At 65.6% G+C, this 25336-nt stretch carries 36 protein-coding genes and 1 tRNA gene; 6 read left to right on the forward strand and 31 right to left on the reverse strand.

Going from position 1 to position 25336, the window contains the following annotated elements:
- Positions 1-56: 56 nt before the first annotated feature.
- On the reverse strand, positions 57-677 hold the full coding sequence (gene orn, locus HL652_RS04180; RefSeq protein WP_171704128.1) for an oligoribonuclease: 621 nt from the start codon (positions 675-677) through the stop codon (positions 57-59).
- A gap of 85 nt (positions 678-762) precedes the next feature.
- On the opposite strand from orn, the gene HL652_RS04185 reads away from it, so the two are divergent.
- A complete protein-coding gene (locus HL652_RS04185) occupies positions 763-984 on the forward strand; it encodes an SCO4848 family membrane protein (protein WP_171704129.1) in 222 nt (73 codons plus the stop codon).
- Positions 985-1132: 148 nt separating this feature from the next.
- Here the strand turns inward: HL652_RS04185 and HL652_RS04190 are convergent, their stop codons facing one another.
- On the reverse strand, positions 1133-1300 hold the full coding sequence (locus HL652_RS04190) for a hypothetical protein (protein WP_171704130.1): 168 nt from the start codon (positions 1298-1300) through the stop codon (positions 1133-1135).
- A 340-nt stretch (positions 1301-1640) separates the two neighbouring features.
- Between HL652_RS04190 and HL652_RS04195 the strand changes: the two genes are divergently transcribed.
- Entirely contained in the window at positions 1641-2519 is an 879-nt protein-coding gene (locus HL652_RS04195; protein WP_171704131.1) for a tyrosine-type recombinase/integrase, read from the forward strand.
- Between the two features lie 16 nt (positions 2520-2535).
- Positions 2536-2611, forward strand: a tRNA-Arg gene (locus HL652_RS04200).
- Positions 2612-3203: 592 nt separating this feature from the next.
- On the opposite strand, the gene HL652_RS04205 is transcribed toward HL652_RS04200, so the two are convergent.
- Both HL652_RS04205 and HL652_RS04210 read right to left on the reverse strand, forming a co-directional pair.
- A complete protein-coding gene (locus HL652_RS04205) occupies positions 3204-3614 on the reverse strand; it encodes a hypothetical protein (RefSeq protein ID WP_171704132.1) in 411 nt (136 codons plus the stop codon).
- Positions 3604-4053: a hypothetical protein gene (locus tag HL652_RS04210; RefSeq protein WP_171704133.1), complete on the reverse strand. Its 450-nt coding sequence runs from the start codon at positions 4051-4053 to the stop codon at positions 3604-3606. The genes HL652_RS04205 and HL652_RS04210 overlap by 11 nt, the downstream gene beginning before the upstream one ends.
- A gap of 140 nt (positions 4054-4193) precedes the next feature.
- On the opposite strand from HL652_RS04210, the gene HL652_RS04215 reads away from it, so the two are divergent.
- A complete protein-coding gene (locus tag HL652_RS04215; protein ID WP_171704134.1) occupies positions 4194-4424 on the forward strand; it encodes a hypothetical protein in 231 nt (76 codons plus the stop codon).
- A 9-nt stretch (positions 4425-4433) separates the two neighbouring features.
- Positions 4434-4568 carry a hypothetical protein gene (locus tag HL652_RS21875; RefSeq protein ID WP_256371286.1) on the forward strand — a complete coding sequence of 45 codons (135 nt, stop codon included), beginning with the start codon at positions 4434-4436 and terminating at the stop codon, positions 4566-4568.
- Between the two features lie 85 nt (positions 4569-4653).
- Here the strand turns inward: HL652_RS21875 and HL652_RS04220 are convergent, their stop codons facing one another.
- The 7 genes from HL652_RS04220 to HL652_RS04250 all read right to left on the reverse strand — a co-directional run bounded on the left by HL652_RS04220 (position 4654) and on the right by HL652_RS04250 (position 9167).
- Complete coding sequence (locus HL652_RS04220; protein ID WP_171704135.1) at positions 4654-4902, reverse strand: hypothetical protein; 249 nt, start codon at positions 4900-4902, stop codon at positions 4654-4656.
- Between the two features lie 19 nt (positions 4903-4921).
- Positions 4922-5251, reverse strand: coding sequence for a hypothetical protein (locus HL652_RS04225; protein ID WP_171704136.1), 330 nt, complete (start codon positions 5249-5251; stop codon positions 4922-4924).
- Positions 5248-5712 carry a hypothetical protein gene (locus tag HL652_RS04230; RefSeq protein ID WP_171704137.1) on the reverse strand — a complete coding sequence of 155 codons (465 nt, stop codon included), beginning with the start codon at positions 5710-5712 and terminating at the stop codon, positions 5248-5250. Before HL652_RS04230 ends, HL652_RS04225 begins: the two co-directional genes overlap by 4 nt.
- A 29-nt stretch (positions 5713-5741) precedes the next feature.
- A complete protein-coding gene (locus HL652_RS04235; RefSeq protein WP_171704138.1) occupies positions 5742-6551 on the reverse strand; it encodes a hypothetical protein in 810 nt (269 codons plus the stop codon).
- Between the two features lie 65 nt (positions 6552-6616).
- The gene (locus HL652_RS04240; RefSeq protein WP_171704139.1) at positions 6617-7099 is read right to left on the reverse strand and encodes a hypothetical protein; all 483 of its coding nucleotides are present in this window, start codon (positions 7097-7099) and stop codon (positions 6617-6619) included.
- Between the two features lie 191 nt (positions 7100-7290).
- Positions 7291-8694 carry a hypothetical protein gene (locus tag HL652_RS04245; protein WP_171704140.1) on the reverse strand — a complete coding sequence of 468 codons (1404 nt, stop codon included), beginning with the start codon at positions 8692-8694 and terminating at the stop codon, positions 7291-7293.
- The gene (locus HL652_RS04250; RefSeq protein WP_171704141.1) at positions 8694-9167 is read right to left on the reverse strand and encodes a hypothetical protein; all 474 of its coding nucleotides are present in this window, start codon (positions 9165-9167) and stop codon (positions 8694-8696) included. Before HL652_RS04250 ends, HL652_RS04245 begins: the two co-directional genes overlap by 1 nt.
- 58 nt (positions 9168-9225) lie before the next feature.
- Between HL652_RS04250 and HL652_RS04255 the strand changes: the two genes are divergently transcribed.
- Positions 9226-9636 (forward strand): DUF732 domain-containing protein, encoded by a 411-nt coding sequence (locus tag HL652_RS04255; RefSeq protein WP_171704142.1) that lies wholly within the window; start codon positions 9226-9228, stop codon positions 9634-9636.
- Here the strand turns inward: HL652_RS04255 and HL652_RS04260 are convergent.
- From HL652_RS04260 to HL652_RS21470, 20 genes are all read right to left on the reverse strand, one after another.
- Positions 9633-10367, reverse strand: a complete 735-nt coding sequence (locus HL652_RS04260; RefSeq protein WP_171704143.1) for a hypothetical protein — start codon at positions 10365-10367, stop codon at positions 9633-9635. The genes HL652_RS04255 and HL652_RS04260 overlap by 4 nt on opposite strands.
- 4 nt (positions 10368-10371) lie before the next feature.
- Positions 10372-11502, reverse strand: coding sequence for a hypothetical protein (locus HL652_RS04265; RefSeq protein WP_171704144.1), 1131 nt, complete (start codon positions 11500-11502; stop codon positions 10372-10374).
- Entirely contained in the window at positions 11502-12242 is a 741-nt protein-coding gene (locus HL652_RS04270; protein ID WP_171704145.1) for a hypothetical protein, read from the reverse strand. The genes HL652_RS04265 and HL652_RS04270 overlap by 1 nt, the downstream gene beginning before the upstream one ends.
- 50 nt (positions 12243-12292) lie before the next feature.
- On the reverse strand, positions 12293-14623 hold the full coding sequence (locus tag HL652_RS04275) for a phage tail tape measure protein (RefSeq protein WP_171704146.1): 2331 nt from the start codon (positions 14621-14623) through the stop codon (positions 12293-12295).
- Positions 14624-14638: 15 nt separating this feature from the next.
- Complete coding sequence (locus HL652_RS04280; protein ID WP_171704147.1) at positions 14639-14887, reverse strand: hypothetical protein; 249 nt, start codon at positions 14885-14887, stop codon at positions 14639-14641.
- Positions 14888-15006: 119 nt separating this feature from the next.
- Entirely contained in the window at positions 15007-15333 is a 327-nt protein-coding gene (locus tag HL652_RS04285) for a hypothetical protein (protein ID WP_171704148.1), read from the reverse strand.
- Between the two features lie 92 nt (positions 15334-15425).
- The gene (locus HL652_RS04290) at positions 15426-16280 is read right to left on the reverse strand and encodes a hypothetical protein (RefSeq protein ID WP_171704149.1); all 855 of its coding nucleotides are present in this window, start codon (positions 16278-16280) and stop codon (positions 15426-15428) included.
- Positions 16281-16359: 79 nt separating this feature from the next.
- Positions 16360-16632 carry an HK97 gp10 family phage protein gene (locus HL652_RS04295; protein ID WP_171704150.1) on the reverse strand — a complete coding sequence of 91 codons (273 nt, stop codon included), beginning with the start codon at positions 16630-16632 and terminating at the stop codon, positions 16360-16362.
- Complete coding sequence (locus HL652_RS04300) at positions 16629-17054, reverse strand: hypothetical protein (RefSeq protein WP_171704151.1); 426 nt, start codon at positions 17052-17054, stop codon at positions 16629-16631. The genes HL652_RS04295 and HL652_RS04300 overlap by 4 nt, the downstream gene beginning before the upstream one ends.
- A 12-nt stretch (positions 17055-17066) precedes the next feature.
- The gene (locus tag HL652_RS04305; RefSeq protein WP_171704152.1) at positions 17067-17432 is read right to left on the reverse strand and encodes a hypothetical protein; all 366 of its coding nucleotides are present in this window, start codon (positions 17430-17432) and stop codon (positions 17067-17069) included.
- Positions 17429-17794, reverse strand: a complete 366-nt coding sequence (locus tag HL652_RS04310) for a hypothetical protein (protein WP_171704153.1) — start codon at positions 17792-17794, stop codon at positions 17429-17431. Before HL652_RS04310 ends, HL652_RS04305 begins: the two co-directional genes overlap by 4 nt.
- A 19-nt stretch (positions 17795-17813) precedes the next feature.
- Positions 17814-18158, reverse strand: a complete 345-nt coding sequence (locus tag HL652_RS04315) for a hypothetical protein (protein WP_171704154.1) — start codon at positions 18156-18158, stop codon at positions 17814-17816.
- Positions 18155-19084, reverse strand: a complete 930-nt coding sequence (locus tag HL652_RS04320; RefSeq protein WP_171704155.1) for a phage major capsid protein — start codon at positions 19082-19084, stop codon at positions 18155-18157. Before HL652_RS04320 ends, HL652_RS04315 begins: the two co-directional genes overlap by 4 nt.
- 27 nt (positions 19085-19111) lie before the next feature.
- On the reverse strand, positions 19112-19480 hold the full coding sequence (locus HL652_RS04325) for a DUF2190 family protein (RefSeq protein ID WP_171704156.1): 369 nt from the start codon (positions 19478-19480) through the stop codon (positions 19112-19114).
- A gap of 2 nt (positions 19481-19482) precedes the next feature.
- Positions 19483-20688: a head maturation protease, ClpP-related gene (locus tag HL652_RS04330; protein WP_171704157.1), complete on the reverse strand. Its 1206-nt coding sequence runs from the start codon at positions 20686-20688 to the stop codon at positions 19483-19485.
- Positions 20685-21962, reverse strand: coding sequence for a DUF935 domain-containing protein (locus tag HL652_RS04335; protein ID WP_216603997.1), 1278 nt, complete (start codon positions 21960-21962; stop codon positions 20685-20687). Before HL652_RS04335 ends, HL652_RS04330 begins: the two co-directional genes overlap by 4 nt.
- A 14-nt stretch (positions 21963-21976) precedes the next feature.
- The gene (locus HL652_RS04340; protein ID WP_171704158.1) at positions 21977-23533 is read right to left on the reverse strand and encodes a hypothetical protein; all 1557 of its coding nucleotides are present in this window, start codon (positions 23531-23533) and stop codon (positions 21977-21979) included.
- On the reverse strand, positions 23475-23780 hold the full coding sequence (locus HL652_RS04345) for a hypothetical protein (protein ID WP_171704159.1): 306 nt from the start codon (positions 23778-23780) through the stop codon (positions 23475-23477). Before HL652_RS04345 ends, HL652_RS04340 begins: the two co-directional genes overlap by 59 nt.
- A gap of 181 nt (positions 23781-23961) precedes the next feature.
- A complete protein-coding gene (locus HL652_RS04350; RefSeq protein ID WP_171704160.1) occupies positions 23962-24570 on the reverse strand; it encodes a hypothetical protein in 609 nt (202 codons plus the stop codon).
- Between the two features lie 15 nt (positions 24571-24585).
- Entirely contained in the window at positions 24586-24891 is a 306-nt protein-coding gene (locus HL652_RS21470; protein ID WP_216603999.1) for a hypothetical protein, read from the reverse strand.
- Positions 24892-25336 lie beyond the last annotated feature (445 nt).

The raw sequence follows: 25336 nt of genomic DNA on the forward strand, positions 1-25336 counted from the left end.
CCTCGTGACGTGAATCACGGGGCAACGAGAGAACAGTCTAATACATCGCCGGGCTATTACAAACGCGAGGCGAACTCCGACACGACGTCGGCCGAGACCGCCTTCAACTCGGCCGAGGTGGGGCCGGGTTCGGCGATGAAGACCGCCTTGCGGTAGTACTGCAGCTCGCGGATCGACTCGAGGATGTCGGCGAGCGCGCGGTGCCCGCCGGCCTTCTCGGGTGCGTTGAAGTAGACCCGGGGGAACCAGCGGCGGGCGAGCTCCTTGATCGAGGAGACGTCGATGCTGCGGTAGTGCAGGTGCCCGTCGACGCGGGGCATGAACTTCGCGAGGAAGGCCCGGTCGGTGCCGATGGTGTTGCCGGCGAGGGGCGCCTGCTGGGCGCCGGGAACGAACTTCAGGATGTACTCGAGCACCTGGTACTCGGCGTCGGCGAGACTCACCCCGTTCGGGATCTCTTCGGCGAGGCCACTGGTCTCGTGCATCGTGGTGACGAAGTCGTTCATGTTCGCCAGCGCGGAGTCGTCGGGCTTGATGACGATCGCGAACCCGGGGTCGACGAGGTTGAGGTCGAAGTCGGTCACGACGACCGCCACCTCCACCAGCTCGTCGACCTCGAGGTCGAGCCCCGTCATCTCGCAGTCGATCCACACCAGACGGTCGGAGGGAGCACTCATGCCACGAGTCTAGGCCGTGCCCCCGACGCCGGCCCGCTGCGGGCGGCTGCGGCAGCCGTGGGCGGCGGTGCCTAGACTGGCGGCGATGATCACCACACTCGCCATCCTCCTCTTCGTCAACGCCGGCTGGAACGCCCTCGTCTGGCCCCAGTTCTTCAAGCGCATCTCCCGCGACCCCCGCGCCCACGACGCTCAGGGCAAGCCGACCCGTTTCCTCGTCGTGCACGTCGTGCTCATCGCCGTCTCCCTCACGATCGCCCTCGCCTCCCTCCTCGCCGGCATCGCCGCCCTCACCGGCGCCTGGTAGCCGCGGCCCGCCGCGCCCATTAACGAGAAGACCCGGCGCCAGAGGCGCCGGGTGGTGGGGTGTCGTTCCTGTGCCCCTGGCTGGATTCGAACCAGCGACAAACGGATTACAACCGCGCAGGTTCGACGCCGGTGGTCACCCTCAGCACCTACCGTGCCGCGTCGGGACGCTGACTCTGTTCCCACTCCGGCGCCAGCCCATGCGCCAGCTCATCCGTTCCCTCCCGGCCTCTGCGGGAAAGCTCATCCAGAAGCAACCTGGTGGGGACGAACTTCAGTCGGTTCTGGACGTCCCGCTGCACGTCGTCGATGCTCATGATGCCGGCGCAGACGAGACCTACCACGATGTCGGCGTTGTAAGCGCGGGCACACTCGACCACGGCTCGGGCGGGGGGTCGGTTTGTCCGGAACCACGTGGAAACACTTGTCGGGCTCGCACCAATTTTGGACGCCACAGAGCGAACGGATTCTCCTCCTGACGCCTGGTCGACCCATTCGCGCCAAGTGATCATGGGACTGACTATCCCAATCCCCCCTGAATGGGGTTCACAGGATAACTACTACTGAGGTGTCCAGTTTGCCGCACACGGTAGTTGCGGGAGGCAGGGGGCGTATCTACGCTTCCGGAACTCACAACACGAGACAGGGGGAAAGACATTGCAACATGACACACCGCGACTGCATCTCGTTTCCGCACTCGACTTCTGGGAGTCCTACCTCAAAGCAGAGGGATCATCCGAGGGGTCAATCCGGCAACGTCTCATCCTGCTGCGCGCGCTCGAGCGACGTGCAGGGAAGCCGCTAGCTGAGATCACGCGACTGGATCTGATCACCGACCTGGGTAGGACAGGGCTGTCCGCAAGCACCAGGGCGAACTACAAGAGCCTGTACCACACGTTCTTCACGTGGATGCAGGATGAGGGTCTGAGGCCCGACAACCCGGGGGCGCGCCTCCCGAGAGTGCGGCTCGCGGCGGTGGAAGCGAACCCCACCAGCACCGACGACATCCAGGTTCTCCTGAACAGCGGTATCTACGCGCGGACGAGGATGTTCGTGCTGATCTACGCCTACCAGGGGTTCAGGGCTCAGGAGATCGCTGCCGTGCGTGGCGAGACGATCGACTGGCAGAACCGGCGCATCCTTTCGAAGGACGGCAAGGGTGGCAAAGAGGTATGGAGGCCCATCCACGAGATCGTATGGGAGGAGCTGCAGAAGTACCCCAGGCGGGGTTTCCTGTTCCCGTCGCCATACCGTGAGGGCCAGCACGTGACCGCTCGCAACGTGTCGAACGTGCTCGGGAAGGCCATGCGTCGCGCCGGTATCGCTCACCGGCCCCACCAGATGCGGGCCTGGTACGCGACCGAGATGATCGACGGGGGAGCCTCCACGGTGGTCGTGGCGGCTGCAATGAGACACGCAGACATGCAGTCCATCCAGCACTACGTGCGCGTCTCAGACGAGTCCATCGCCGCCGCCCACGACCTTCTCCCGCGGGTAGTTGTTCCATCGAAGTCAGGACGGCGTAGGGCTGCGTAGTACCCTTTCGTGGGTAGCCTCCGTAGCTCAGTGGATAGAGCAGCAGCCTTCTAATCTGTCGGTCGCGAGTTCGAGTCTCGCCGGGGGCACCATGCCCCACCAACGCCTGAAAGCCCCGCACAGGCCCGTCTAGGGCTCGTGCGGGGCTTCTGCGTGACGGACTAGTTAAGGCAATCTTGAGATTCGAGCACACCGGGAGTTGCAGCGTCGAGTCCGCTCGGTTCGAACGTTGAGAACGTCTCGGCGACAGCCTCAGCGGTCTGGTATGGGACAGCTTCCTCGGTAGATGGGTCGCGCACAGTGAACCACACACCTACCGCCGGATCATCCTCGAATCCCGGAGCGGTGAACGACGCGGCCACAAACCACGATCCGTCGGTGGCAGAGATAGCTGCGATGTCGACTATGGAAGTACCCAGTTGAACGCCATCGAGACCTCGCTGGACTCCCTCTCGAGCGCCATCTGTGACGTCGAGGCAGGTCACGGCGTCGGTGGGCGTCGGGTCCGGCGGTGGTCCCGGGATTGGACGAGAGCTCGGCAGCGCGCATCCAGTGAGCACGAGAACAGATGCGATGCCGCACGCCGCGAAGGCGCTTCCCCTGCGATTCATGCGCGCGAGCTTATCGGTTCTGCGTCCGATCGGGCGAGCTTATATCCGGCACTTTGAAGCTGTGGGCTAATGCCTAAGCGGCGGCGAGCTCAAACGGCTGCGGGTGAGTCGCTTCGGCGGCGCCGGTGGATAGCCGGAAGGTGGCGGAAGAGACGCCTTCATGCTTCTTGAAGTACGCCTCGATGTCAGCGACTGTGCCGTTCTCTTCGAGGGTGACCGGCAGCTGCGCGATGTTGCCATTGCGGGTGGCTTCGGTGCTCATCACGATGACCGCCTGCGGATGCGCCTCGCCGTGCGAGACGAAGACGGTGGCCGTGCCACCCAGCGAGCGGATGGCCGTCATGACAGTGGATATCCGATCTCCGGGGAACGCCACGAGGAACGGCTTGCGACCCGCTTCGTTCACGTAGATCGGTGCTTTCACCTGGGCGAGAGCACGCGCAAGAGACGCCGTCAGCTTCCGCCGGTTCGATTCATCTGCCATTTCGCCACATCATCTCGTGCTTCGACATGTCCTCCAGGATGCGGGAGTCAGACTCATAGTAGCCATCGTCTATGTCCTTCTGGCTAGAGATGAACCGGATGACTTCGCGTTTGACGTCCTTGCCGTTGCTGCGGGCCTTCACGTGGAGGTGCACATCTTCGTGCTGCAGCGAGGAGTCGGCCTTCGCCACGGTCGCGTTTTGGCTTCCGTCGCGGATCTCGTGGATGATGGCGAAGTCCACGAACCGTCGCTTCCACATTGCGGTTCGGTAGATCAGGACGTTCTCGGGTGCAGACAGGTCGGGGACGGTTTCGTAGCGCTCCTCGGGATCCCATTCGACCCGCGGGGGCCTCTCCCATACTGGCTCCCGGCCCGCCTCCGCTATGGCGCGTTCAGCTTCCCGTCGCGATTCGCGGTCCTTCTGCTTCCCGTACGCCATGAGAGTGAACTATAGCTGTCGAGCACGAGCGGCTGTCACCGGTCTTCTGTACGATCGTGGCTTGCGCGGGCCGGCGTGCTTCTCATGGGAGGGGCAGGATGCTCGGGGATGGGCCGATCAGAGTCGGGCAAGACGAATGGGTGCTGATCCGCAACGACCCCAGAGTTCCTGCAGCAGTCGTCCGGCGCATGCACGCGGGCACGGAGCTCGAGCACTACCGGGTGGTCACGTTCGACATCGACCCGGAGAATCGTCGCCTGGTCGGCCGCTACCGGACGTTGGACGCGGCTGATCGTGCGGTGCGGTTCGAGGTACCTCAGGGGAACATCCGGGCTGCACTGAACTACACGCCGAAGGGGGCGTGGGGTTAGCCTGGGCGGGTGATCGTGCGTGCCGGGTACCGTGTCGGAGAAGACGTCGTCGAGGACACCGCGGAGGGCCCGGATTACGAGGCGGCGAAGGCTGCTCTGCCTGTTCGGGATGAGCAGCGGATCTGGATCAGCATCGACCGCTGACACGACGAAATGCCCCCGCACCCTCTCCGAAGAGAAGACGCGGGGGCGTTAGGGGCGGAGTGGCGGAAGCGACCCGCACCAGGATTCAGGCGGCGTGGTCGCCCTTCGTCGGCACGTTCGGCGACGTGACCGTCAGCTGGAAGATGCCGAACAGGCCAGCGATGATGATCGCGGCCGGGCCGGTGATGTCCGAGTAGTTGATCTGCTCGATGGCACCGTCGACGAGAGTCGCGATCGACAGCACGAGGGTCGCTCCTGCGAGGGTGTTGCCGACGACCTTGCGGACGACGGGGTTCTGCACGATGACGTTGGGGGTTTCGGTGGGGATGCTCATGATGCTCCTTCGGTTGGCCTCAGCGAATCCACTGCGGCGGGATGGTGTCTTCGATCTCCGCGATGTCCGCGGGGTCGAGGTTGGGGCCGCGACTGTCCCCGGTCCACTGGGCGGCGATGGCGCGGAGGATGCGGGTGAAGGCGCTGGTGCGCTTCTTGTCGCGTTCCTCGAACTCGTCGAGGCGCGCGTACACGCGGTCGAGCTCGGCCTTCACTCGGGCGTCGATGCGGGCGTCGAGCGCGGTCTTCGCGTCGGTCTTCGTCTTTCCCCGGGTGCCGAGGAAGGTGGCGAGGACAGCGACGAGAGAGACGACCACGCCGGCGAGGGTGAGTACCTGTTCCGGGGTCATGCGTCACGCTCCTGTTCGGCGTGACGCTCCTTCCACTCCTCACCAAGGAGGGATAGACGGAACATCGCCAGCGGCAGGCCGAAGCCGAGCATCGCGAACACGAACCAGTTCGGTGACTCGTTCGGGACGGTCGGGTAGAACACGATCGCGGACATGTACGCCCCGATCATGCCGACGAGTATCACCTTGCCGACGATCTCGACCAGCCACAGTCGGGGGAACATGACCCCGAGGAGGCACACGAGTGCGACCCCGGTGAAGACGATCCCGACGACGTCGAGCAGGGTGCCGTCAAGGAGGCGGTTCAGGAGCCGCGACCCGAACACGACCGCGCAGATGCCCGCGGCGATCGCGAAGAGGTCGTAGATGGGAAGCCAGAGGCGTTTCAGCCACCGGTACTTCCACTCGTCGGGTGGGATAGCTCCGGGTGCCCAGATGGATGCGGCGAACAGTCGGCGCATGAGTCCCCCTCTCCGGGGTGGAGAAAGGGTCAGGCGACAGCTCCGGACCACTGCGCCTTGTTGAAGATGTTCGTGAGCCCGATCAGGATCTGGGCGCTGAACGTGCCGTCACGGTAGGGGATGCCGAAGCCGCCCTCTTCCTTCGGCTTGGTGTGGAGGTGGATGGCCTCGTCAGTGGGCAGCCACCGGTAGGTACCCTCGGCGAGGTTGATGAGGAAGACGTTCGACTTCCCCGTCCGGATGTCTTTGTTGAACGCTTCTTTGGTGTCCCAGTCGACGCGGGCCACCAGGCAGTACTTGTCCATCGTTTCTTCCTCCTCGAGGGGTCGGGCGTTGGTGTAGTCGTCCGGGTGGACGAGCATGTCGATCGCGATGCGGTACGGGGTCAGGTCGAGCTGGCAGGCGCCCCACAACTCGAAGTGCCACGACTCCGAGGGGATGGTGCGCTTCATGCCGGCCAGGCCCATCCAGTAGGCGCGGCGCTGCATCGAGTAGTCGTTGGGGGCGTTGCAGTCCATCGCCCGCCCACGCGTGTGCTGGGAAGCGAGCGGACCCATGCGGGGGTCAGCCGCTGAGGGTGTCTCTCCCCGCTCAGCGCGTCCCCACTGGTACCAGACCGTGGATCGCCCAGAGAACGTATCGGATGCGCGGCGGGCGTACCTGTCGCTCTCGACTCCGTACGGGCGACCGGCCTCGTTCCAGTAGATGCTGGCCCGTTCGAGGGTCATGTTCGCTTCGATCGCCATGCAGCGCGCGAGGAGCTCCATGCTGTCGTCGTTGAGCGGGTCGAACAGGCAGCCGCTCCACTCGATGAGGTCGAGTCCATCGACAAGGCTCATGGTTTCCTCCTGAAACGACGAAGGCCCGCCGAAGCGAGCCAGATGAGGGTGTGTGATTGGCGGGGTCAGGCGGTGCCGGTGATGCTCTCCACGTAGATGTCGGTCACCCCGAACAGGGCCGACGCTCCCGTTGTGAAAGCCACATACCCGCCCGATGCGACCTGGTTGTTCGTTACCGTCTCTTTCGTGACGAGGTTGCGGATCAGGCTGATCTTGTCGTCGATGGCGCGGATAGCGAGTCGGTCACCCACCGACACCGGGTAGTCAGCGGAGATCGCGGTGATAGTTCCCGCGATGCGCTTGTTCAACCGGGCGATCAACGCACCCGACACGTTCTGGACTTGCAGCCGGTAGCAGGTTCGGGAAGACGCCCCACCCGCAGGTTGGTTCAGTCGAATGTCGAGGTTGATCTGGTGGCCGGACGTGACCGGGCCTGCGGTGAGAGTGAAACCGACCTCCACGTTCGTGTTCGTGTACGTGAACTCCGCTTCTGATGCGCTCGTCGCGGAACCCCGGATCAGGTTCCCGGCACCATCGGTGGCGAACACGTTCGCGACACCTACAGCCCACGCCATGCCCGTGCCACCCAAACCGGCGTCAGAGACCCTCCCCCCGATATCGGCTGCCGCCGCACCGCTGAAACGGTCAGACGTTACGACGGTCGCGTACGGGGGTTCATCAATGGTGGGGACACCAGGGTTCGCTACCCCAGCAGAACGAATCGTTGTGAAACCGGACATTAGGCGGCCAGCCTTCCTGCGTAGCGAGAGAACTCACGGGCGTGGATATCGATGACGACCGCGGCGACTTGGTGGCCGAGCGCCGTCAGATGAGTGGATGATGCTGATGCGCGAAGCGACGGCGGAACCGTGCCTGCGTTCGCCGCTGTGACGTCATCCGTGGTGGGAGTGAAAGACGGTTGCAGGGTTTGGGCGAGCGCAAGGCCGCGGGGGGAAGCGATGAACTGCCGCAGCTTCACGTACTTCGACTGGAACGTGGTGTCGAACCACGTCTCCAACCGGAGGATCAGGTCACCCATCTGGGTGCCGGGCCTGTCCGCGTACCCAGCATCGGAAACACCAAGCACGAACACTTCCCCAGCCACCGAGGACACGTACCGGAGGAACCGTGCCTTCAGGTCGTCTTCGGTGAGGGTTCCCGCGATGACCTTGTCGAGGTCGTTGATGCCCATCGCGAGGAAGTGAGTGAAGTTGCGGTATCCCTGCCCGGTCACGGAAATGAACCGCAGCGTGGTCGCAGCTACCGCCGTCCCTGGGGTTGACCGGGTGAATGAGGCTGCTGCGGAGGTGGTTCGGGTGAGGACCCCAGGGATGCGCAGACCGTCGTCGCGGATACCGATCACGTTCAGCGATGACACGGTGGCGGACGAGCGCATGGGGAACACGTCGAACCCGTTCACCGTCACCGAACCAGACGCCGGCACGGTGCCGCCCGAGATCGTGCCTGTGAACTCGGACGCGCCGAGGATCGCGTTGACTTCCTCCGTGACAGAACCGGGCTGTGCCAGGACCGACACCGGCACCCCCCATTTGGTTGCGAGGAGAGCCGCGTACCTCTCAGTGGAAGGGTTCGTGAGGTCAGCGCCCGCAGCGGTGGACGTGCCCGTGACCACGAACCCTGCGAAGTTGTCGGTGGGTTGCACGTACAGGGTGCCGTCGGCTCGGCGCAGATCCCAGTTCTTGTCGAAGTACGCGCCGATCTTCTTGTTGTCGTCCGCGAACGTCACAATCCACGGGAACCGGCTGCTGGTCTCTGCTCGCGTGTCCGTGCCTGAAGCGAGCCTGCCGTCCGCGGTTCGGAGTTTCCAGTTCGCGTCCCAGTACGCGCCGATCTTCTTCTGCGCATCCGAGAACGGCACCAGGAACGGGTACTTCTTCGGGGTGGTTCGCGACACAACACCCAGCGCGTTCCCAAACGCTGACAGGGTGGTTGGGCTCGTCAACGCAGCAGTTGTGGCAGCCGCAGCTGCCGCCTCCACGCCGGGGAGGGAGCCAACGATCTCGCTACCCTTCGCGAGGATGCGTGCGTCGATTGCGACTGCGAATTCACGTTCGGCCCAGACGAGGTCGGCGGCGCCCTCGTCTGAGAGCATGTCGAACGTGCCGTAACTGACGAGGGCCATCAGATGCCTCCATTCGCGGGGCCGTACAGTTCCGGCTTGGGTCCGGACATGTCGACGTAGAAGGTGTTGACGAACCACTCGGGAGGTGCACCCATGCCGCGGGCGATGATGAGTGCAGGAGGTGGGGCGATCACGAGGTCGCTGAAGTGCCCACCGGACGGTGGAACGTGCAGCTGGAACTGGGGCAGGTCGATGAGGCGGTACTCGGCGCCGGGGTCTCGGACGCCGAGCTTGATCTTGTAGTAGACGACGCGACCGTCGGCCCGCATCGTCGTCGACGGGATCAGATCACCGTCGAAGGCTCCGTCCGACTGGATTTGCACGCGGCGGTCGAAGGAACCCACGAAGGTTCCGTCGAGTGCGATGCCGGGCTGCGACAGGGTGAAGATTATGATCGGGTCCCGGTTCAGCGGGAGCGGGTCGCCGAGGATGTCAGCGACGTTTCCGTCGACTTGAGCGGTCGCAGCGGCCATTGGGTTTCCTCCAAGGTGGGGGTATTAATGGGGCGGGCTCGCCGCTACACTTCGGGGCATGAGAAAGCTCGGGGGTGTCGCGGTCCTGGTGGCCGTTCTGGCGGTCAGCGGATGCTCGGCGGGGGCAGAGTCCACTCAGACGGTTTCGACAGCTGAGACGGGCGCACAGCCCTCCGCAGCGCCGATCACGATGGAACCGCAAGCGACTCCGACAGAGAGCGCATCGCCGTACGGGGAATACACGCAGGACGAGTTCTTTGTCAGAAGTGTGAGCGCCTTGTGGGTCGGCGACCTGCCCGATGATGGGGCGATCGTCGCGGCCGGCGCGGAGGCTTGCGCCCAGCTATCAAGCGGCACGGCAAAGGACGCGGTTCTCGTGGTCACCGGGGACGATCCGAACGCTGCGGACAACAACTTCCAGGTCGTGAAGTTCGCGATCAACGTCTACTGCCCAGAGTTCGACAGCTAGATGATGAGCTTGAACGACTTCGATGCGTTGTCGAAGTAGACGTTCGATGTGACGCCTGTCACGGTGTCGATCCCGGGGTTCTTCAACGCCCCACCGACCTCCACATCTCCAGTCGTCCCGACATCACCCGTCGCGATGATGCCCGCTGGCAGGACTGCCAGAACCGTCGAGCCGGCCTGCATTGATGCGAGCCCGTCGACCGCGGTCACGGCCGCGTTGTTCGCGGCCATCCGCAGACCAGCCGCGAACCCCTGAAGCTCACCACCGGAAGCGAACGTGAGCACGCCGTTCTGCATCACCAGCGGAATCGTGCCCGTGAGGATGATGCGACCGCCGGCAGTGACGGTGAAGTCCGCCTCCTGAGTCGTCGCACCGCGCAGCCGCGTCCCGGCGGTGACATCGAGGGTGGACGTGATTTGTGTCGCCCCGCCCAGCGTGGTCTCAGCAGTCACCGTCAGGGTGCCGTCTGCACCCGTGATCGACACTGACCCGTCGAACACGCTCGGGCCGGTCTGGAAGAACTCGCCGATGAACCGGACGATGCCCGCCCAGTCCATCGTGCCGTCCGAGTTCAGCGTCCCACCGATGCCCTCAGGGCCGACACGGAGCCGTTTCCCGGGCCGGGTGATGGACGAGTCACCCAGAGGCGTGCGAGCCGCCAGACGGCGGTTCTCGCGCTTCCTGACCGTAGATTCACGATCCCCAGACGGGCCGAGGTAGTTCACCTTCACGGCGTCACACCCCCTGCATCTGCAGCTTTATCGTCTCGTTCAGATCCCCGGTGAAACCGACGCAGTACCGAGAGGTCCACCCGTCGTCGAGCCACATGTCGTCCTGATCCCAGATATCGATCGTGGAACCGACTTGCCCGTCAGGGAAAAAGTCACGGGCCAGCACATCACCAGCGAGCTGCTTCGTCGGTTCCTTCGCCGCAGCGGTACCCGCAACAGCGAGCGCGGTGAGGCGCTCGAGGTCGTCGATGTTCGTGAACTGGTCGACCACGTCGAGCGACGGGTAACCGCCCGGAACGGCGACGGTCGCTGCTTCCCCGTGGAGGATGTCTTCGTCGGAGCCTGACCCGAGCGCCATGGTGCCGGTACGCATCGGGGTGCCGTCGCCGGCCTCGGTGACGTTGAAGATGTCGATCGCTTCACCGGCCGACATGTACTGCTTCACCGCGCCGGTGAGACGCGGCCCACCAGCGGTGCCGCCGATGCGGACAAGCCAGTCGCGTTTGCCGGTGTCATCGTGACGGCGACCCTGCCAGTGGACGTCGGGCCCGCCAGCGGTGTTCTGCCAGTCGGAGATCAGCTGCTCAGCGTCCTCGAACAGGTAGTTCCAGTAGGTCGACCCATGGATTCCGGACTCTTGGAAGAGCTCGAACTCGAAGGGCATGTTCCACACGACCGAGAGGTTCCCCTGGGTGGCGTACCAGAGGATCTGCTTGATCATCCCGGCGATGCTCTTCTCGGTGATGACCCGAGTGCCGATGCCGTAGGTGCCGACTCCGAAGAGCATGCGACGGGTGAGGATCGTGCGCGCCTCAGCGGATGCGACGCTCATCTGCCCGGTGTTCTTGTCGTAGTTCCAGCCCATGATGAGGCCGGAGTGGGGCAGCAGCGGGGACAAGATGCCTGTGGTGTCGTCGCGCCATCCGACGTCGACGGTGCGGCGCCACGGGTCGATGAGCTCACGCCAGTCGGCTCGTGTGAGGCCTCCGCCGATCGCGCGCGTTTCGAAGGTGGTCTGCCCGGTGTCGAAGCCGTTGATGCGGGTACCCCACGTGCACGCCGATGGTGCCTCGTCCCCCGTGAACGCGAGGAGCGCGTCGCCGGACTGGGTGTCGCTGATGGTGACTTCGTACATCAGTTGTAGGTGTTCGGCAGCGCGATTGATGCCGTGCCGCTCCCTGACGGCGTCGAGAGCGTAATGCCCACGGGTGTGGCGCCCGGGATCACGAAGGGTCGGAAGCTGCCGCCCACGGCCCGGAGTCGGCGCACCCCGTTCTGCCACACCCACCCGGTCGCGAGGTTGACGGTCACCACCGAGCTCGACGAGACCGGAAGGTTCACGGTGATACCTGCACCGCTGGGGCCTGCGAGCCTCCATCCGGTCGGCATGTTCCCGGTGACGGTGGCGACTGCAGCGGCCTCGAAGTTGCCATCGTGCGAGATGTCCACCGATCCACCCGAAGCCACCGTGAAGGGGCTCAGCGGGTTCTCCCCGTACAGCTGCGGTTTCGGGAACTCGAGCGGGATGCTGAGGCGAGCCTTCCGTCCGGTGCCGTTGTCGACGAACTGGATGCCGGTGGTGCCGATGTACCCGTCAGCCCACACCTGCAGCCCGCGGAACTCGAACGCGGTGCGGAACATGCCACCACGTGCGCCGAGCGACTTCACTGCGATATTGAACTGCTGCAGGTCGTCCTCGTCCCGGGCGACACACCAAGCGTCGATCGGGACGACACGCTCCTGCAGCTTCCCGGGGAAGGCGTAGATGCCGTGCCCGTTCGGGATCTCCATGCGGGTGCGGCGCGTCGCGACCTGCGACTCGAGGCCGAGGAAGCCGTCCTTCGCGACGTAGAGGCCGCGGGCTTCCTCGGCCATCGGGTCGGGCCTACCGAGAAGTTCGAGGTGTGCAGGACGGATACGAAGCATCAGCCATCCACCTTGTCTCTCCAGTTGACCCACTCAGCAGCAGCACGCCCGATCGCGACTTCGTCCTTGCCCTGTGCTGGGTGCACGTTGATCGTCGCTCCCTGACGCGGCACACCCGACACACCAGCGAGTGCCGGCGCAGCAGGCGCGGACGGTCCGCCACCGTACGAGGGCCCGCGGCCACCGAACGGGTCGGGACCGTCTCCGAATCCGTCGCTGAACTGGGTGATGATCGCCTTGCCCGACTCCTTCAGAGCCGTCCACCCCGACCCCGAGAACGGACCCCGCTTCGCAGGCGAATTCGGGAAGAACCCACCCACGAAGTCCATGAGCCCACCTACCGCGGTGTCGAGCCCTGGGAACATCTCGTTGATGCCGTCGATGAAGCCCTGGACAAGCGCCCGACCCGACGAAACAAGACGAGAGCCGAGGTCACCTAGCCCGTCTTCGACTCGCTGCGGGATGCCGATGAACGTCCCGACGACGTCGTTGATCTGAGACCGCACCGTGGTCGCGAAGTTCACGATGTTCGTGTTCGCCTGCGACAGGAACGTCGCGAGCCCCATGACCATGTCGAAAACGCTGCCACCGAGCCCCTGGAATTCGGCACCAACCTTCAGAAGCGAGGTGTCCCCGTCCAGCAGCGCGAAGAACGCGTTCAGCGCGGTCATGATGCTGGCCGTGTTGGTCGCCCAGTCGATGAGCAGCGGCGAGATGAGTGTCAGGAATCGAACCAGAGGAGGCAGTCCCTGAACCGCGAGCTGCACCAACTGCGGCAGCAGAGGCGTCAACGCCAAGATCAGATCCTTGACGGCCGGCGCAGACTCTACAAGGGCGCTCGAGAGCTCGGGCCCCACCTCATCGACGACATCATTCAGAACCGGGATCAGTTCCTCATTGGCAAGCTTCGTCAGCTGCGTGATCGTCGGCAGAAGCGCCGTACCGAGCGCAGTCTGCGAGTTCATCAGCTCGGCCTGCAGACGAGCCTGCTGGCCCGCCGCGGTCGAGGCTTCACGCCCGAACGCACCCTGCGCATCCGCCGTCTGCTTCGTCAGCAGCGACAGGGTCGCCTGCGCCTTCTGCTGCGCGGTGATCTCGTCCGTGCTGCCCGCCATCGCCGTCTCAAGTGACGACTGGGCACTGATCAACGAAGCCTGCGCAGACAGCGCCTGCGTGGAGTCCTCACCGTAGGCCTCGATGGCGTCGTTGTACTTCCGCTGTGCGACCTCCGCGCGAAGCTGAGCAGCCTGAACATCCTCGGCGTTCTGGGTGACGCCCACCAGACCGAGTGCCATCGCCTCGGCCGAGACGGCGGCCTCGTTGAACGACACACCGTAGCGTTCGATCGGGTCACGCTCGCCACGCAGCAGCGACGACAGGGCACTGACCGCGTCAGCGGTCGAACCGCCGTACTGTGCGGCGAGGTCGGCACCCAGGCTGATGATCGTGTTGGTCTGATCCGCCACCTGATCGAGAGGCAGGCCGAGGTTCTTCAGCTGCGAACCGACGATGGTCGCGAAGTCGTTGTACTGCTGCTTCGACAGACCAACGCCCTGCGCGGCAGCCTCAGCCCACTTGTTGATCTCGTCGGCTTGATCCTTGAAGACCGCCGACACACCACCGACGGACTGCTCGAAGTCGGACGCTAGACCGACCGACTCGGTCACGTATCCCGCAGCAGCCCGCAGACCGGTGGACACCGCATCCTGGATGCCCGCGGCAATGCCGAGACCAGCGATCGCGACCGCGATGGGTGCGGCGAGCTTCCCGACCCCAGCGACGAAGCTGGACCCGAACCCGCGAGCTCCGCGGCGACCAGCGTCCGCCATTCCCTCCGACGCGCTGTCCGCCGAGCGCGCCAGACTGCTCTGCGCGTCACGAAGACCGCGAGTCGAAGACGCTGTACCGTCCTGAGCCGTGCGCAAGTTCCTCGTGGCCGACGCGAGACGTTCCTCGGCCCGAATGACCTGCGACGAGTCTGCAGCGTACTTCCGGCGAACCTCACCAAGCTGCGCTTCCGCAACACGGGCCTTGCCGGCCGCGTCCTGCTCCTTCAGACGTGCAGCGGAGAGGGCCTTCGCAGCCTTCGCGACGTCCGCCTCGAGCGTCTTCGTGGCCTTGGTCGAGAACCCCGATACGGAGCCCTCGAACGCCGCCTTGAAGCCCTTCCCGGTCGACTGGCCCGCCTTCTGCCCGGCGTTGTCGAACGAGCGACGGAACCCCTTAGAGGCGCTGTCAGCAGCGCCCTCAGTCTCCTTATCGACGGCCTTCCGGAACCCCTTGAAGACTGGGAAGATCGCTACCTGACCGGAACCGACTTCACTTGCCACGTCGGCCTCCTATGGTCAGTGCGCGAACGCTGAGCGCCGCTCCAGCTCCGCGCGCAGAGCAGCACGCCGCTCGGGTGTCACATCCGCGTTCGGGTTCGCCTTCCCCCACGGGCCCGGCAGCTCGATGTCCTTCTTGTGCCGCTTCCGGTCCAGGTGGACGTTGATGTACCACTCGGCGAGCTGGATGCCCGCCCGGTCAGCGTGGGAGCCGGCGAACCGCAACTTCGCGAGATCCGCGTGAAGATGCGACCCGCTCTCGCGCATGAGCTCGATACACAGGCGGTAGGCCTCACCGAACGTGATCGACTCCCCAACCTCATCGAGCGACAGACCCGGGAACTGGTGCCGGAAGTCGAACGTGAGAGCTGGCTCGTGGTCGTCGATCAGTTCGAGGAGGCCCGCGATTCCCCCGTGGTGGCTCGCTGCTGCTCACCGAACGCCTTGAAGAACTCCATGACCAGCGGGGTGGTCTCTTCGACGAAGTCGAGTTCGTCGATCACGGCCAGCGTGTCGAAGTCGCCGAGCGCGTCGATGATGTAGAAGAACTGGTCGAGCTCGTCGCCCTGCCCGTTCTTGATGTCGCGGGCGGCGCGGATCAGCTTGGTCTTGAACCGAAGCGGGAGGATGATCTCACCCTCCGGGGTCTGCGCGTGCAGTTTCCCGTCGACGACCTGGTACTTCGGCTTCTCAGAGGTGCGGCGTGTGGCCATGGTGGATGTGTCCTTTCAGGCGTGGATGTGGGTGGATGTGAGAGAGCGGGACCGGCGACATCCACGAACACCGGCCCCGCTCGATCGGGGTGCTACGCGACGACCACGTCGGGGTTTGTGCCGCCGGTCAGCGAGTTCGCCGCGGTCAGGGTCTCTGCCGACGGCAGGGTGACCACGATCGGGCCCGTGCCGGTCGAGGTGATGCCCGTGATGCCGGTGACACCCGACAGGGCGTTCAGGGCTGCGGTGACCGCGGACGCGTTCGCGTTGTAGGCCAGCGGCGCGGTGGCGAACCCGTTGAGGATCAGCGTGAATGTGCCGCCCGTGGGGGTTCCGCTCACGGTCACGTTCCACGTCGTCTTCGTGTCGGCCGCGTCGAGAGCGGGGATGACCCACTCACCGAAGTGCTTGTTGCCGACGGCCGGGTGACGGGCGATGGTGAAGGACAGGGCGTTGCCCATCACCTCACCGCGGGTCGACTGGTCCTCGGCTGCCGATGCAAGCGACACCGACGGGGCCTGCCGGCGGCGGATGGCGCCGTTCTTGAAGATCTCCTCGGTGAACACCACCCAGCGGAGGTCGTGACCGCCGCCGTCGTGCTCGAGGTACCCGTACTGGTCGGGGGTGACACCGGAGATGATGCGACGCACGTGATCTGAGAGCGCCTGGGCGGCGGTGATCGAGAGCCCCACGTTCGCGAGCCCGGAGGGGATCGAGTAGCCCTCCTGCCAGAACTCGATCGGGTCGCCATCGGCTTCCCACGAGAACTGGGGGCCGCCGTCGTCCTTGATCAGACCGATCTTGACGAACGCCGGCGAGAGGGTCAGGGAGCGGGATGCGCCCTGCTGGGGGGTGAGGAGGGGCGTCCCGTAGGGGGCGAAGCCGATGTTCCCGTCAACGGGGACACCAACAGCGCCGATGTCGTTGCCCTTCACGTCAGCAACCATTTGCTGTCTCCATTCATGAGAAAGGCCCCAGCAAGTTGCCGGGGCCAAGGGGTGGGGTGGAAAGGATCAGGGGGCGGGGCTACCGCTTCTTCGTGCCCTTCAGGGCCCGCGCGAGATTGCCGGTCTTCGATTCGATGAGCATCGTCTTCGGGTCGTCAGCGACCACGAGCGCCACCGTGCGGGTCTTCCTGTTCGGGATGACCTCAACGTGGATACTGTCGCGGTACGCGCCAGAGTCGACAGGTGCCGTGGCTCGCGCGGTAGCGGCGACGTCCTCGGCAGCCTGCTTCACCAGGTCGACGACGCCGGCCGAGTTGCCGAGCTCCTCGAAGAACGCGTTGTTGAACTTCACGACGCCTCCACCCCGACCGTGATGTACTCGACGGTCAGGTAGCGGCGGGCGACGTCAGCGTTCTCCGTGATCGGATACGGGCCGTTGCAGCCGTCCCAGACGATCGACGCGATGGGGCTGCCGGGGGCTTGTACGATCGCGTCGTCCATCAGCACAGCTGCCAGCCAGCGGGCGAGGTCGTTCGCGGGCTGATCGTTCTGCTTCGACCACCCGAGGACCGAGACGCCGACAGAGCGATCAAAGGTGGGCAGCTCGAGGCGTTGACCGGAGTCGTCGCGGATGACGATCAGTGGCCTAGCCAGGGGGGCGGTCAGGTTGGACGGTTCCTTGTTCGTGACCGTGACTGTCTTGCCCTCGACAAGGGCGATCGCGCGGACGTACTCCGTGAGGAACAGTTCTAGGTCGGGCGGTGTGATGCGCACAGCGCCCTCCTGTCAGCCGACGTAGCGTGTCAGCGGGATCTCACGGGGCGGCGTCCAGTCGTCCCACGGATGCTGATCCGGTGCCGGCGGAATGCCGTCGATCGTGTAGACGTAGGCGCCGTCTCGGACGCGGTTGCCCCTCCGGATGTCGACTCCGCTGCCGTCATCGAACAGCGACTTCGACTCGGAGGCCTGCTCACGGGTGGCCGTGGCCAGCATCGCGGTGGACGGCACGTCGACCCACGCATTCGGGATCGGAATCTCTTCCACAGGCTCTGACCAGTCCTCGCCCGTCTGCTCGTTCGAGTACGGGTCGATGATCGGCCTGGGCCGCTGCAGGAACAACGGCCTGGCGTTGATGGGTGCGAAGTCGCTCATGACGTATACGTCTCCGGCCACAGGCGGCTGACAGGGCGCTCAGCAGGGAACGAACCGGCAGGAAGACCCGCGACGGTTCCTGAGCCGCACAGCGCCCGCAGAGCGCGCGTGGCATGCCCTTCGAAGGCGGACTGCACGTCCGTGTACTCGATCGACGCTGACCCTTGCCGCTTCGACTTCACGTAGGGCGACCCGCGCCCCACGATGTTCTTCATCACCCGCTTGAGGATCGCGAGTGCGTTCTTGAAATCCTCCGTACCGGTGACGAAGGATTCGATGCAGGGGGCGATGTCGTGTGCGATGAGAAGCACCTCGCGTGCGAGGTCTTCGTCTCCGCCAAGATCACCAGGTGTGATGGCCACGTCACCGCCCCCTTTCTCGTTACTTGCCAGCCGCGTCAGCGGCCTTCTTCAGCTCGGCGGCGATGACCTCGAGCTTCTCCGGCTTCGTGTTCGGCCCGGTCAGGTCGATGCCCCGCTTCTCAGCGAACGCGTCGATCTGCGCGACGTTCCACTGCATCGTCGGGTCACCCTCGGGGATCTCCACCGGCTCAGGGGCCGGCTCCTCGACGACGTCCTCGACCTCGGAGATGAAGCCGCCGTCGCGGAGACGCTTGAGCTCGCCCTTCGCGAGACCATCGCCGACCGACGCTCCCTGGTACAGGTAGACGTCAGAGCCGTCCTCCTGCTTCGCGATGACCAGAGGCACCGACACGACGGCGGTCATGCGCCGATTCCCGTCAGCTTCCAAGCCGCAGCGGGCTCGAGCACCACCGGGACGGTGACACGGCGGGCACGGAGACGCCAGGAGTCGGTGTCTTCCTTGCGGATCGACTTGACCTCGACGCCCACGTTGTTCACCGACGCGTAGCCGGGCCCGCCGAGCTTCTCGTCGGCCATGCCACCGAGCGAAGCCGAGTCGAGCACCAGGGCGGTGTTCGCGGTCGGCAGGTTCGGGGTGACCAGCCAGCGGAGCCCGTTGATCGTCGGGAAGTTCCCGGTGATCGCCGGGTTGTCGGCGTCGGACTCGCGAGCGAAGTAGCCGGCGGCGACGAACGCGGACAGGGCGTTGGCCCAGGCGATGTCCGACACCACGACGGTGTCGGGGTCGTATCCCTGGTTCAGGGCGACGATGCTCGCCTTCGCGAGCGCGACGTCCTTGAAGATCTGCGCCGCGGTCGCACCGGTCCACGCCGCAGCTGCAGCACTGGTCTGGGTGACAGCGGAGGAGATCGCGGACAGCGCGACCGAGTCGACGTACTTCACGTTCTGGTTCGCCAGCTTCGTGAGGCCACGCTCGACCGGGTTGAAGCCCTGACGCTTGATCGCCTCGTCGGTGATCTTCGCGTCCTGACCCCACTTGACCGTCTTCGCGATGGAAGCGGTGCCGGTGCCGAGACCCGTGAGGGAGTACTCGCTACCGGGCGCCACCGCGCGCGGGTTGTCGGTCGTGAAGATCGTCTCGCCGGTCTCGTACTGGACCGCTCCGCCCTCGACGTTGAATCGGCCCGTGAGGAGCGCGTCGGCGATGTACCGCTGCTCGAGCAGGGTACGCAGTCGACGTGCGATCAGGGTCGGGTTGTTGAGGAACCGCGAGATGGTGACGGTGTCGCCCGAGAGAGTCGGAGCCGCCGGGGGGTACGTGTACGGCATTGCCGTTTCCTTTCTGCCCTGCCCGCGTTAGCGGAGCAGGGACACCTCGACGAGCGCCCCATCGGCGGCCGTGCTCAGGGCGAGACCGACGACGTTGAAGTCGTTCGTCCCGTTGGTGTGGGAGGCGACCTTGCCGCCAGTCGCTGCTTCGACGAGAGCGCCTGCGGTGATCGCACCGGACGCGGTGAGACGCTGCACGCCCTCGTCGTAGATGGTCACCAGGTCGCCGTTGCCGGCGTCGAATGCTGCGACGCCGAGCCAGGAGTGGGTGGCTGCGCTGGCGGGCGCGACCGTCCCGGAACCGGACACGACGACGAGCTGACCGCCCGTGATCGCTGCAGATGCCTGCCGGGTGAAGGCCTTGCCGGGTTCGTGCAGAGGCGTGTAGTCAGCCATGATCAGGCTCCCTTCTTCTCGTCGGGGAAGAGCTGGTTGTAGAGGGCGTCGTCCGCGCTGGTGAGGCTGTCGGAGTGACCGAGCTCCTCGACGGGAACGGCGCTGCTCTTCGGCATCGAAGCGAGGATGGCGGTGATGCCCTCCTCGTCCTTGTCGAGCTGGGCGCGCCAGGAGTCCTTCGACGCGGCCGCGATGCGTCCGTCCTCGAGAGCGGACTTGATGACGGCGTCGCGGCGGGCGGCGTCGATGGTGTCGAGCGCGGTGCGGCCGGCGGCGGCGTTCGACTGCAGCTGCTCGTACGCCGCCTTGTCGACGACGATCGCGCCATCGGGGATGGACGCCGCGACGGGCGCGGGGGTGTCGTCGGCCTGCTCCTCGAGTGCCTCGTCGAGCGCTGCGAGCAGCACCTCGTCCGAAACGTCGGCATCGGTCACGCCGAGCCGCTCGCGGAGACCAGCCTTGATGGTGTCGCTCATCTGGAGCTTCTCCTTCTGGTTGGGGACACCCGGCTCGGACTGAGACGGGAGCTTCGGGGTGGCTGCACGTGCGGCGGCGCGACGGCCATCCGCTCGGGCGAACACCGACATGTCGAACTTCGCCTTCGCCGCGGCGGCGTCGCCGACACCTTCGATGCGGTCGGCGAGCTTCTCCGCCACGGCCTGCTCGGCGGTGAGGAAGCGGTCCTTCTCCATCTCGGCGAGCCAGTGATCGACGGGGTCGCCGGACTTGGCCGCGTAGACGGAGGCGATGTTCCGGTCGTAGTGGTTCTCGAGGTCGTCGGCGAGCGCGCGCAGGTCCGCGGCGTCTCCGATCGCGATTCCCCACGCGTTGTGGATGTAGAGCTCGCTGTTCTGCATCATCACGAGCTCGTCAGCCGACACGGCGATGAACGACGCCGACGACGCTGCAATGCCCTCGACGACGGCGACGACGCGCGCCTTGTGGCTGCGGAGCGCGTTCATGATCGCGACGCCCTCCCACACCTCGCCGCCGGGCGAGTTGATCAGGAGCCGGATCTCGGTGGTGTCGTCGGGGAGCTCGTCGAGGACTCGGGCGAACTCCTTCGCGGAGACGCCCCAGAACTCGCCGTAGCTGTCGATCGGGTCGTACAGGCGGAGCGTGGCCAAGGTGCCGTCCGTGCGGGCGGCCGGGGCTTCGGCGCGGATCGGGGTGCGCTCTCCACGAGCGGCGGGACGGAACGGATTCATGCTGCCTCCTCGACAGGCTGAGAGGTGGGTCGGGGGCGCACAGTCGCGGCGTCCTTCACTGGCAGACCGAACTTCTCGCGCACGTACACCTCGAGCGGCTCGTCAGGCTCGACGGCGCCGGACTCGATCAGCGCCTTGATCGCTTCAGCGGTCACCGGCTGCTGCTCACCGATCGCCGCCGGCACGATGCGCGGCGCGGGCTCAGTTGGACCCCAGTTGAAGTCGACGAGATCCTCGATGACGTGCTGGTTCGTGACCTCAGCGATGTGCTGGGCGACCGCGTTGAGGGAGTCGGTGAAGAAGTTCGCGAACGTCGACCCCAGCGCCCACGACCCGGTCTCGGTGCCGAGGTTCAGGAAGTGCGCGAGCACCGCGCGAGCGATCTGCTCGTCGTAGTACCGGATCGGCTTGTCCGTGTCAGGCAGGTCACCGACGACGCCCTCGAACTTGAACGTCGCCCCGTTCGCGACGGAGACACCCGCAGCATCACCCGCACGAGCCTGCTGCACCAGCTTCAGCCCCTCAGCGATCTGAGCGTCGAGGAACTTCACCTGCTCCTCGAACGTCCCAGACTCGGGCGGCGTGGGGGCCGTGTAGACGGGCATGCCCAGACCGTTACGTTCGGCGGTCAGCGCCTGGATGCGCAGCACCCGGTCCTTCAGCACCCACATCTTGTAGGCGGACCGGAGCAGGGACTCGCCGAGCCAGTTCGCGCCCTCGCGCTCGTTGACGTACGCGACGAGACGGTCGACTGGGATGCGGACGTTGGAGTGACCCGTGTACCCGTACTGCTCGATCGCCGACAGGCCCCCGTCGCGGGACACGTCGATGTCGGCGATTGTGCGAGGCGGTCGCCAGGCGAGCTTCGCGAGACGCGTCTGGCCGTCCGACTGGTCGTATACCTGCTCGAAGAACGAGTGCCCGTACGGCAGCTCGAGCAGAGCAAGCCGCAGGTGCTCCTTCCACGAGAAGCGACCCTTCGACCGAAGCGGCGCGACGAACGACTGACCCTTGATCGGCAGACCGAGGTTGTTCGCGATCTCGCGCGTCACCTCATCACGGCACCCCGACCCGTCGATCGACCATTCAGTGCGAAGAATGGGCAGGGTGACCGCGCGAAGCACCGACTTCACCTGAGGATCTTCGCGACGCATCCGATCGAACACGTCCAGCGAGTTCGGCCACTGCAGGTCAGGGTTCGTCTCGTGCACAGCGTTCAGCAGCGCACTCCACCCAAGGAGAGCGCCATCGGCCTGATATCCGATCTCGGCCACAACGCCTCCTTTGTCTAGAACCCCACAGTCGCGAGGTTGGTCTCTGCACTCACCCCTGCCGACTCGCGCGTCAGCACGGCAGCAGCGGGCGGTGGTGGTGTTCTCTTCGTCGGGGTCGCTTCGGATTTCAGGACGCCCCACAGCGCCCACGTGACCGCCTGAGCGTGTGTGATCGGCTTGGTGGGGTCTGACTGCTCCCAGGTCTGCCCAGCGCGTCCTATGGCTCGTGTCGTGGCCATCTGAAGCGACATGGTCACTTCGTCCTGCGGACGGTGTGGGACCAGGCCGGCGTTGACGTGCTCAATGAACAGGGTGTGTGCGGCGGCGATCTCGTCGAGGTTCATCGCCAGGAACTTGACCCCGGCGGTCTCGAGAGCGGAGATGACCGCGGCGGCGTTCTTCGCGTCGAGGACGACGAGAGCGTTGCCGTGTTCCTTCTTCAGCTTCGCGAGAGCCGGTGCGATCCACCGGGTGCCGCGCTGAGTGTCGTGGTGCTCGACCGCGATGTGCTCCGAGTCGACCCGCACAGCCTTCCCGATGGTGCCGTACCCGCCGCCGCGCCCGAGCGCGAGGGACAGGACCACGCCGTCGCCGCTGACCCCGGCGTCTTCGCGGGCGTGCCGCTTCCACACGTCCAGATCGAGCTCGGACAGCTTCACTTCCGCGACCGGTCGACGGTTCGGCCAGATGTTCAACCGGAGGCGCCGCACCGAATCGGGCGACAGGCGGGAGATCTCGTCCTCGATGGTCTCGCGGGTCAGACCAGGCCGGTAGCCGAGACCCGGGTTACCGGCAACCCAATTGCGTTCGTCGCGAATGTCAATGGTGTCGGCAACGTCCGGGTCTTCTGACCCCTCCGGGCTGAACTCCATCCACCCCGTGCGCGGGTCGCTGCCGGTACGCCCACGATCCCGGACGCCCTCCCACACCTCGGAATCGTTGAGCTCGTCAGGCACCGTGCCGGTGTAGATGATCTGCGTGTTGTCGACCGCGGACATCGTCGGCAGCAGTGCGTCGAGCGCCGCCTGCGACATCTGCTGCGCCTCGTCGATGATCAGCACATCCGTCGTGAAGCCCACACCCGAGTTCGCCGACCGCGCCAGGTACAGGAGGCGGTTGCCGTTCGCGAGCTCGAAGCCCTCCTCGCCGTGTGCAGTCGAGATCCGGGTGACCTCACCCATCAGCACCGCCGACGACTGGATCACCCGCCTCAGCCGCAGGAACGCCTCACGGGCAGTCTTGAACTGGTGCGCGGTGTGCACGATCGTCTTCGGTTCGCCGTCCGGCTTCGGCCACAGGTACAGGTGCGCCATCGTGGCCGGCGACAACACGTCACCCTTGCCGTTTTGGCGTGCTACGAGCTCGCCGTGCTCGGTGCACACCCAGCGGCCGTCGTCATCGATCGAGAAGATCGAATCCAGCGACAGCTCCTGCCATGGGTCGCTCCGCTTCCCAGCGAGATACCACAGGTCGAGCGCCTCTTCGCCAAGCGACCCCGCACGCGGCGGGAGCCTATGAAGCCGCGGACGCTGCGCGCCTACGAGCTCGGACTTCGGCAAGCTGGTCAGCAAGAGTGACCCCCTTCACTTGCCCGTTGCCCTGCAGCTGCGCGATCTCCGCGAGAATCTCCCGCTGCTCACGCGACGCCAGGTAAGCCCGCTCCGGGCTCTTCGTCCTCAACTCGCGCAGAGCCGCCCGCGAGTCTTCGAGCATCTCCAGCAGCACCTCGAGACGGGACACGTGACCGTCTTCGGTCTTGGGTGCCGGCGCCAGCGGCTCAAGTGGTGCCGGCGTATCTTCAGGCTGGGTGTCGATCACCGGCTTCGCCGCCTCTCCTGCTCTCGTCCTCGCAGAGCTAGACCGACTCGAGTCGTGTTCCTGTTGCGCTCGACGACATGCGGCATCCACTGGCTCGTGGAGACGAAGATGCCGCTTGTAAGCCGAGTACTTGCCACACGGGGTCAACGCTCGGGGCATCAGCGCCACCTCCGAATTGGTGTCATCGCGCATTTGGAGTGAGAACACGAAATGGAGCGGGGAGAAACGCGCCACGACCGCGCGGGAGGTGGGCAGCGACTTCAGGATTTCTAATTTTTCTCGGCTCTGCCGCCTGGATGGGGTCTTTGCGGCCCTTGTGCTTGAGGTGGGCGATGGTGTCGTTGGCTGACCAGAAGCCGGCGTTTCGGAGTGCGGCGCTGCGTTCCTGTTGGGCGCGGGTGATGTTGCAGCTCATGCAGGAGGGGACGAGGTTCTCGGGGCGGTTGTCGTCGCCGTACCCGTTGAGGTGGTCGGGCACGAGGATGCCGGGTGTGCCCTTGGGTGCCCACCGGATGGTGGTGCCGCACCAGTGGCAGCTGTGTTCGCCGGGTCCGATGATGTCGTACAGCACTTTGCGGTGCACGTAGACGAGGCCGCTTGCCATGGCCAGGGGGTGGCTGGGGTCGCGGGTGATGCGGTAGCGGCGTCCCTTGCTGGCGGTCACACCTGCCTTGTGGGCGACGGCGTCGAGCGAGCCGTGCCGGTACAGGCGGTGGTAGTGCATGGGGCAGTAGGCGGCTTTGCTGGATCGTGCTGGCTTCGAGCATCCGGGTGCGGTGCAGGCGGGCATGCTCGGCTCCCTTGCCTAGGTCGCGCCCCAGATCTCGACCGTCGCGTGGTCGGACTTGCGCGCATTACACGCCCGATGCATGGGCACGAGGGTTTGGCCGACGAGGCGTCCGCCGTTGTTGATGGCGACGTCGTGGTCGGCTGTGAAGGAGCGTGCGTGGCGGGCGTCGAGTGTGGTGTCGATCTGTTCGCCGCATCCCCACCCGGATGGTGACCCGTACCCGCAGGGGAGGTGCTGCTCCTTGGTGCGTTGTCTCAGCGAGGCCTGGGCGCGGCGGTAGGCCCGGTGGCCCTTGCCGTCGCGGGGGCGCTTCGCCGCCATCAGTCGTCCTCAAGTGGGCCGGGGTCGGCGGGTGAGAGGCGTAGCGAGTACAGGGCGACGAGGATCGCGAGCTTCACGAGGGTGAGGCCGACGATGAGGACCGGGAGTGGTCGCATCAGGCAGCTGGCCAATCAGGCTCCGTGTGGTGGCAGGAACACGTGCACCAGGGCACGTAGCAGCCGCTTCCGCTCTCGTTGTGCGACCCGCACATTGTCGAGTGGGTCATGCGCTGTCTCCTTCGACGTGGGGTGCCGTTCCGGTCACCGTGCCGCGTGTCAGGCGAACTGGGTGAGGTGCGCGGCCAAAGACGTGTGCTGGGAGCCGACGAACGAACCCGAGTACATGCCCGGTCGCGTTTACGTCGGCTCCCAGCGTGACCGCCAGAGTTGCGCTCCCAGCGGTGGGGTGCGGACTGTAGGCCTGAGGCCAGGGCCCGCGAGGTGAC

This window comes from Herbiconiux sp. SALV-R1 (assembly GCF_013113715.1).
Lineage (GTDB): Bacteria > Actinomycetota > Actinomycetes > Actinomycetales > Microbacteriaceae > Herbiconiux.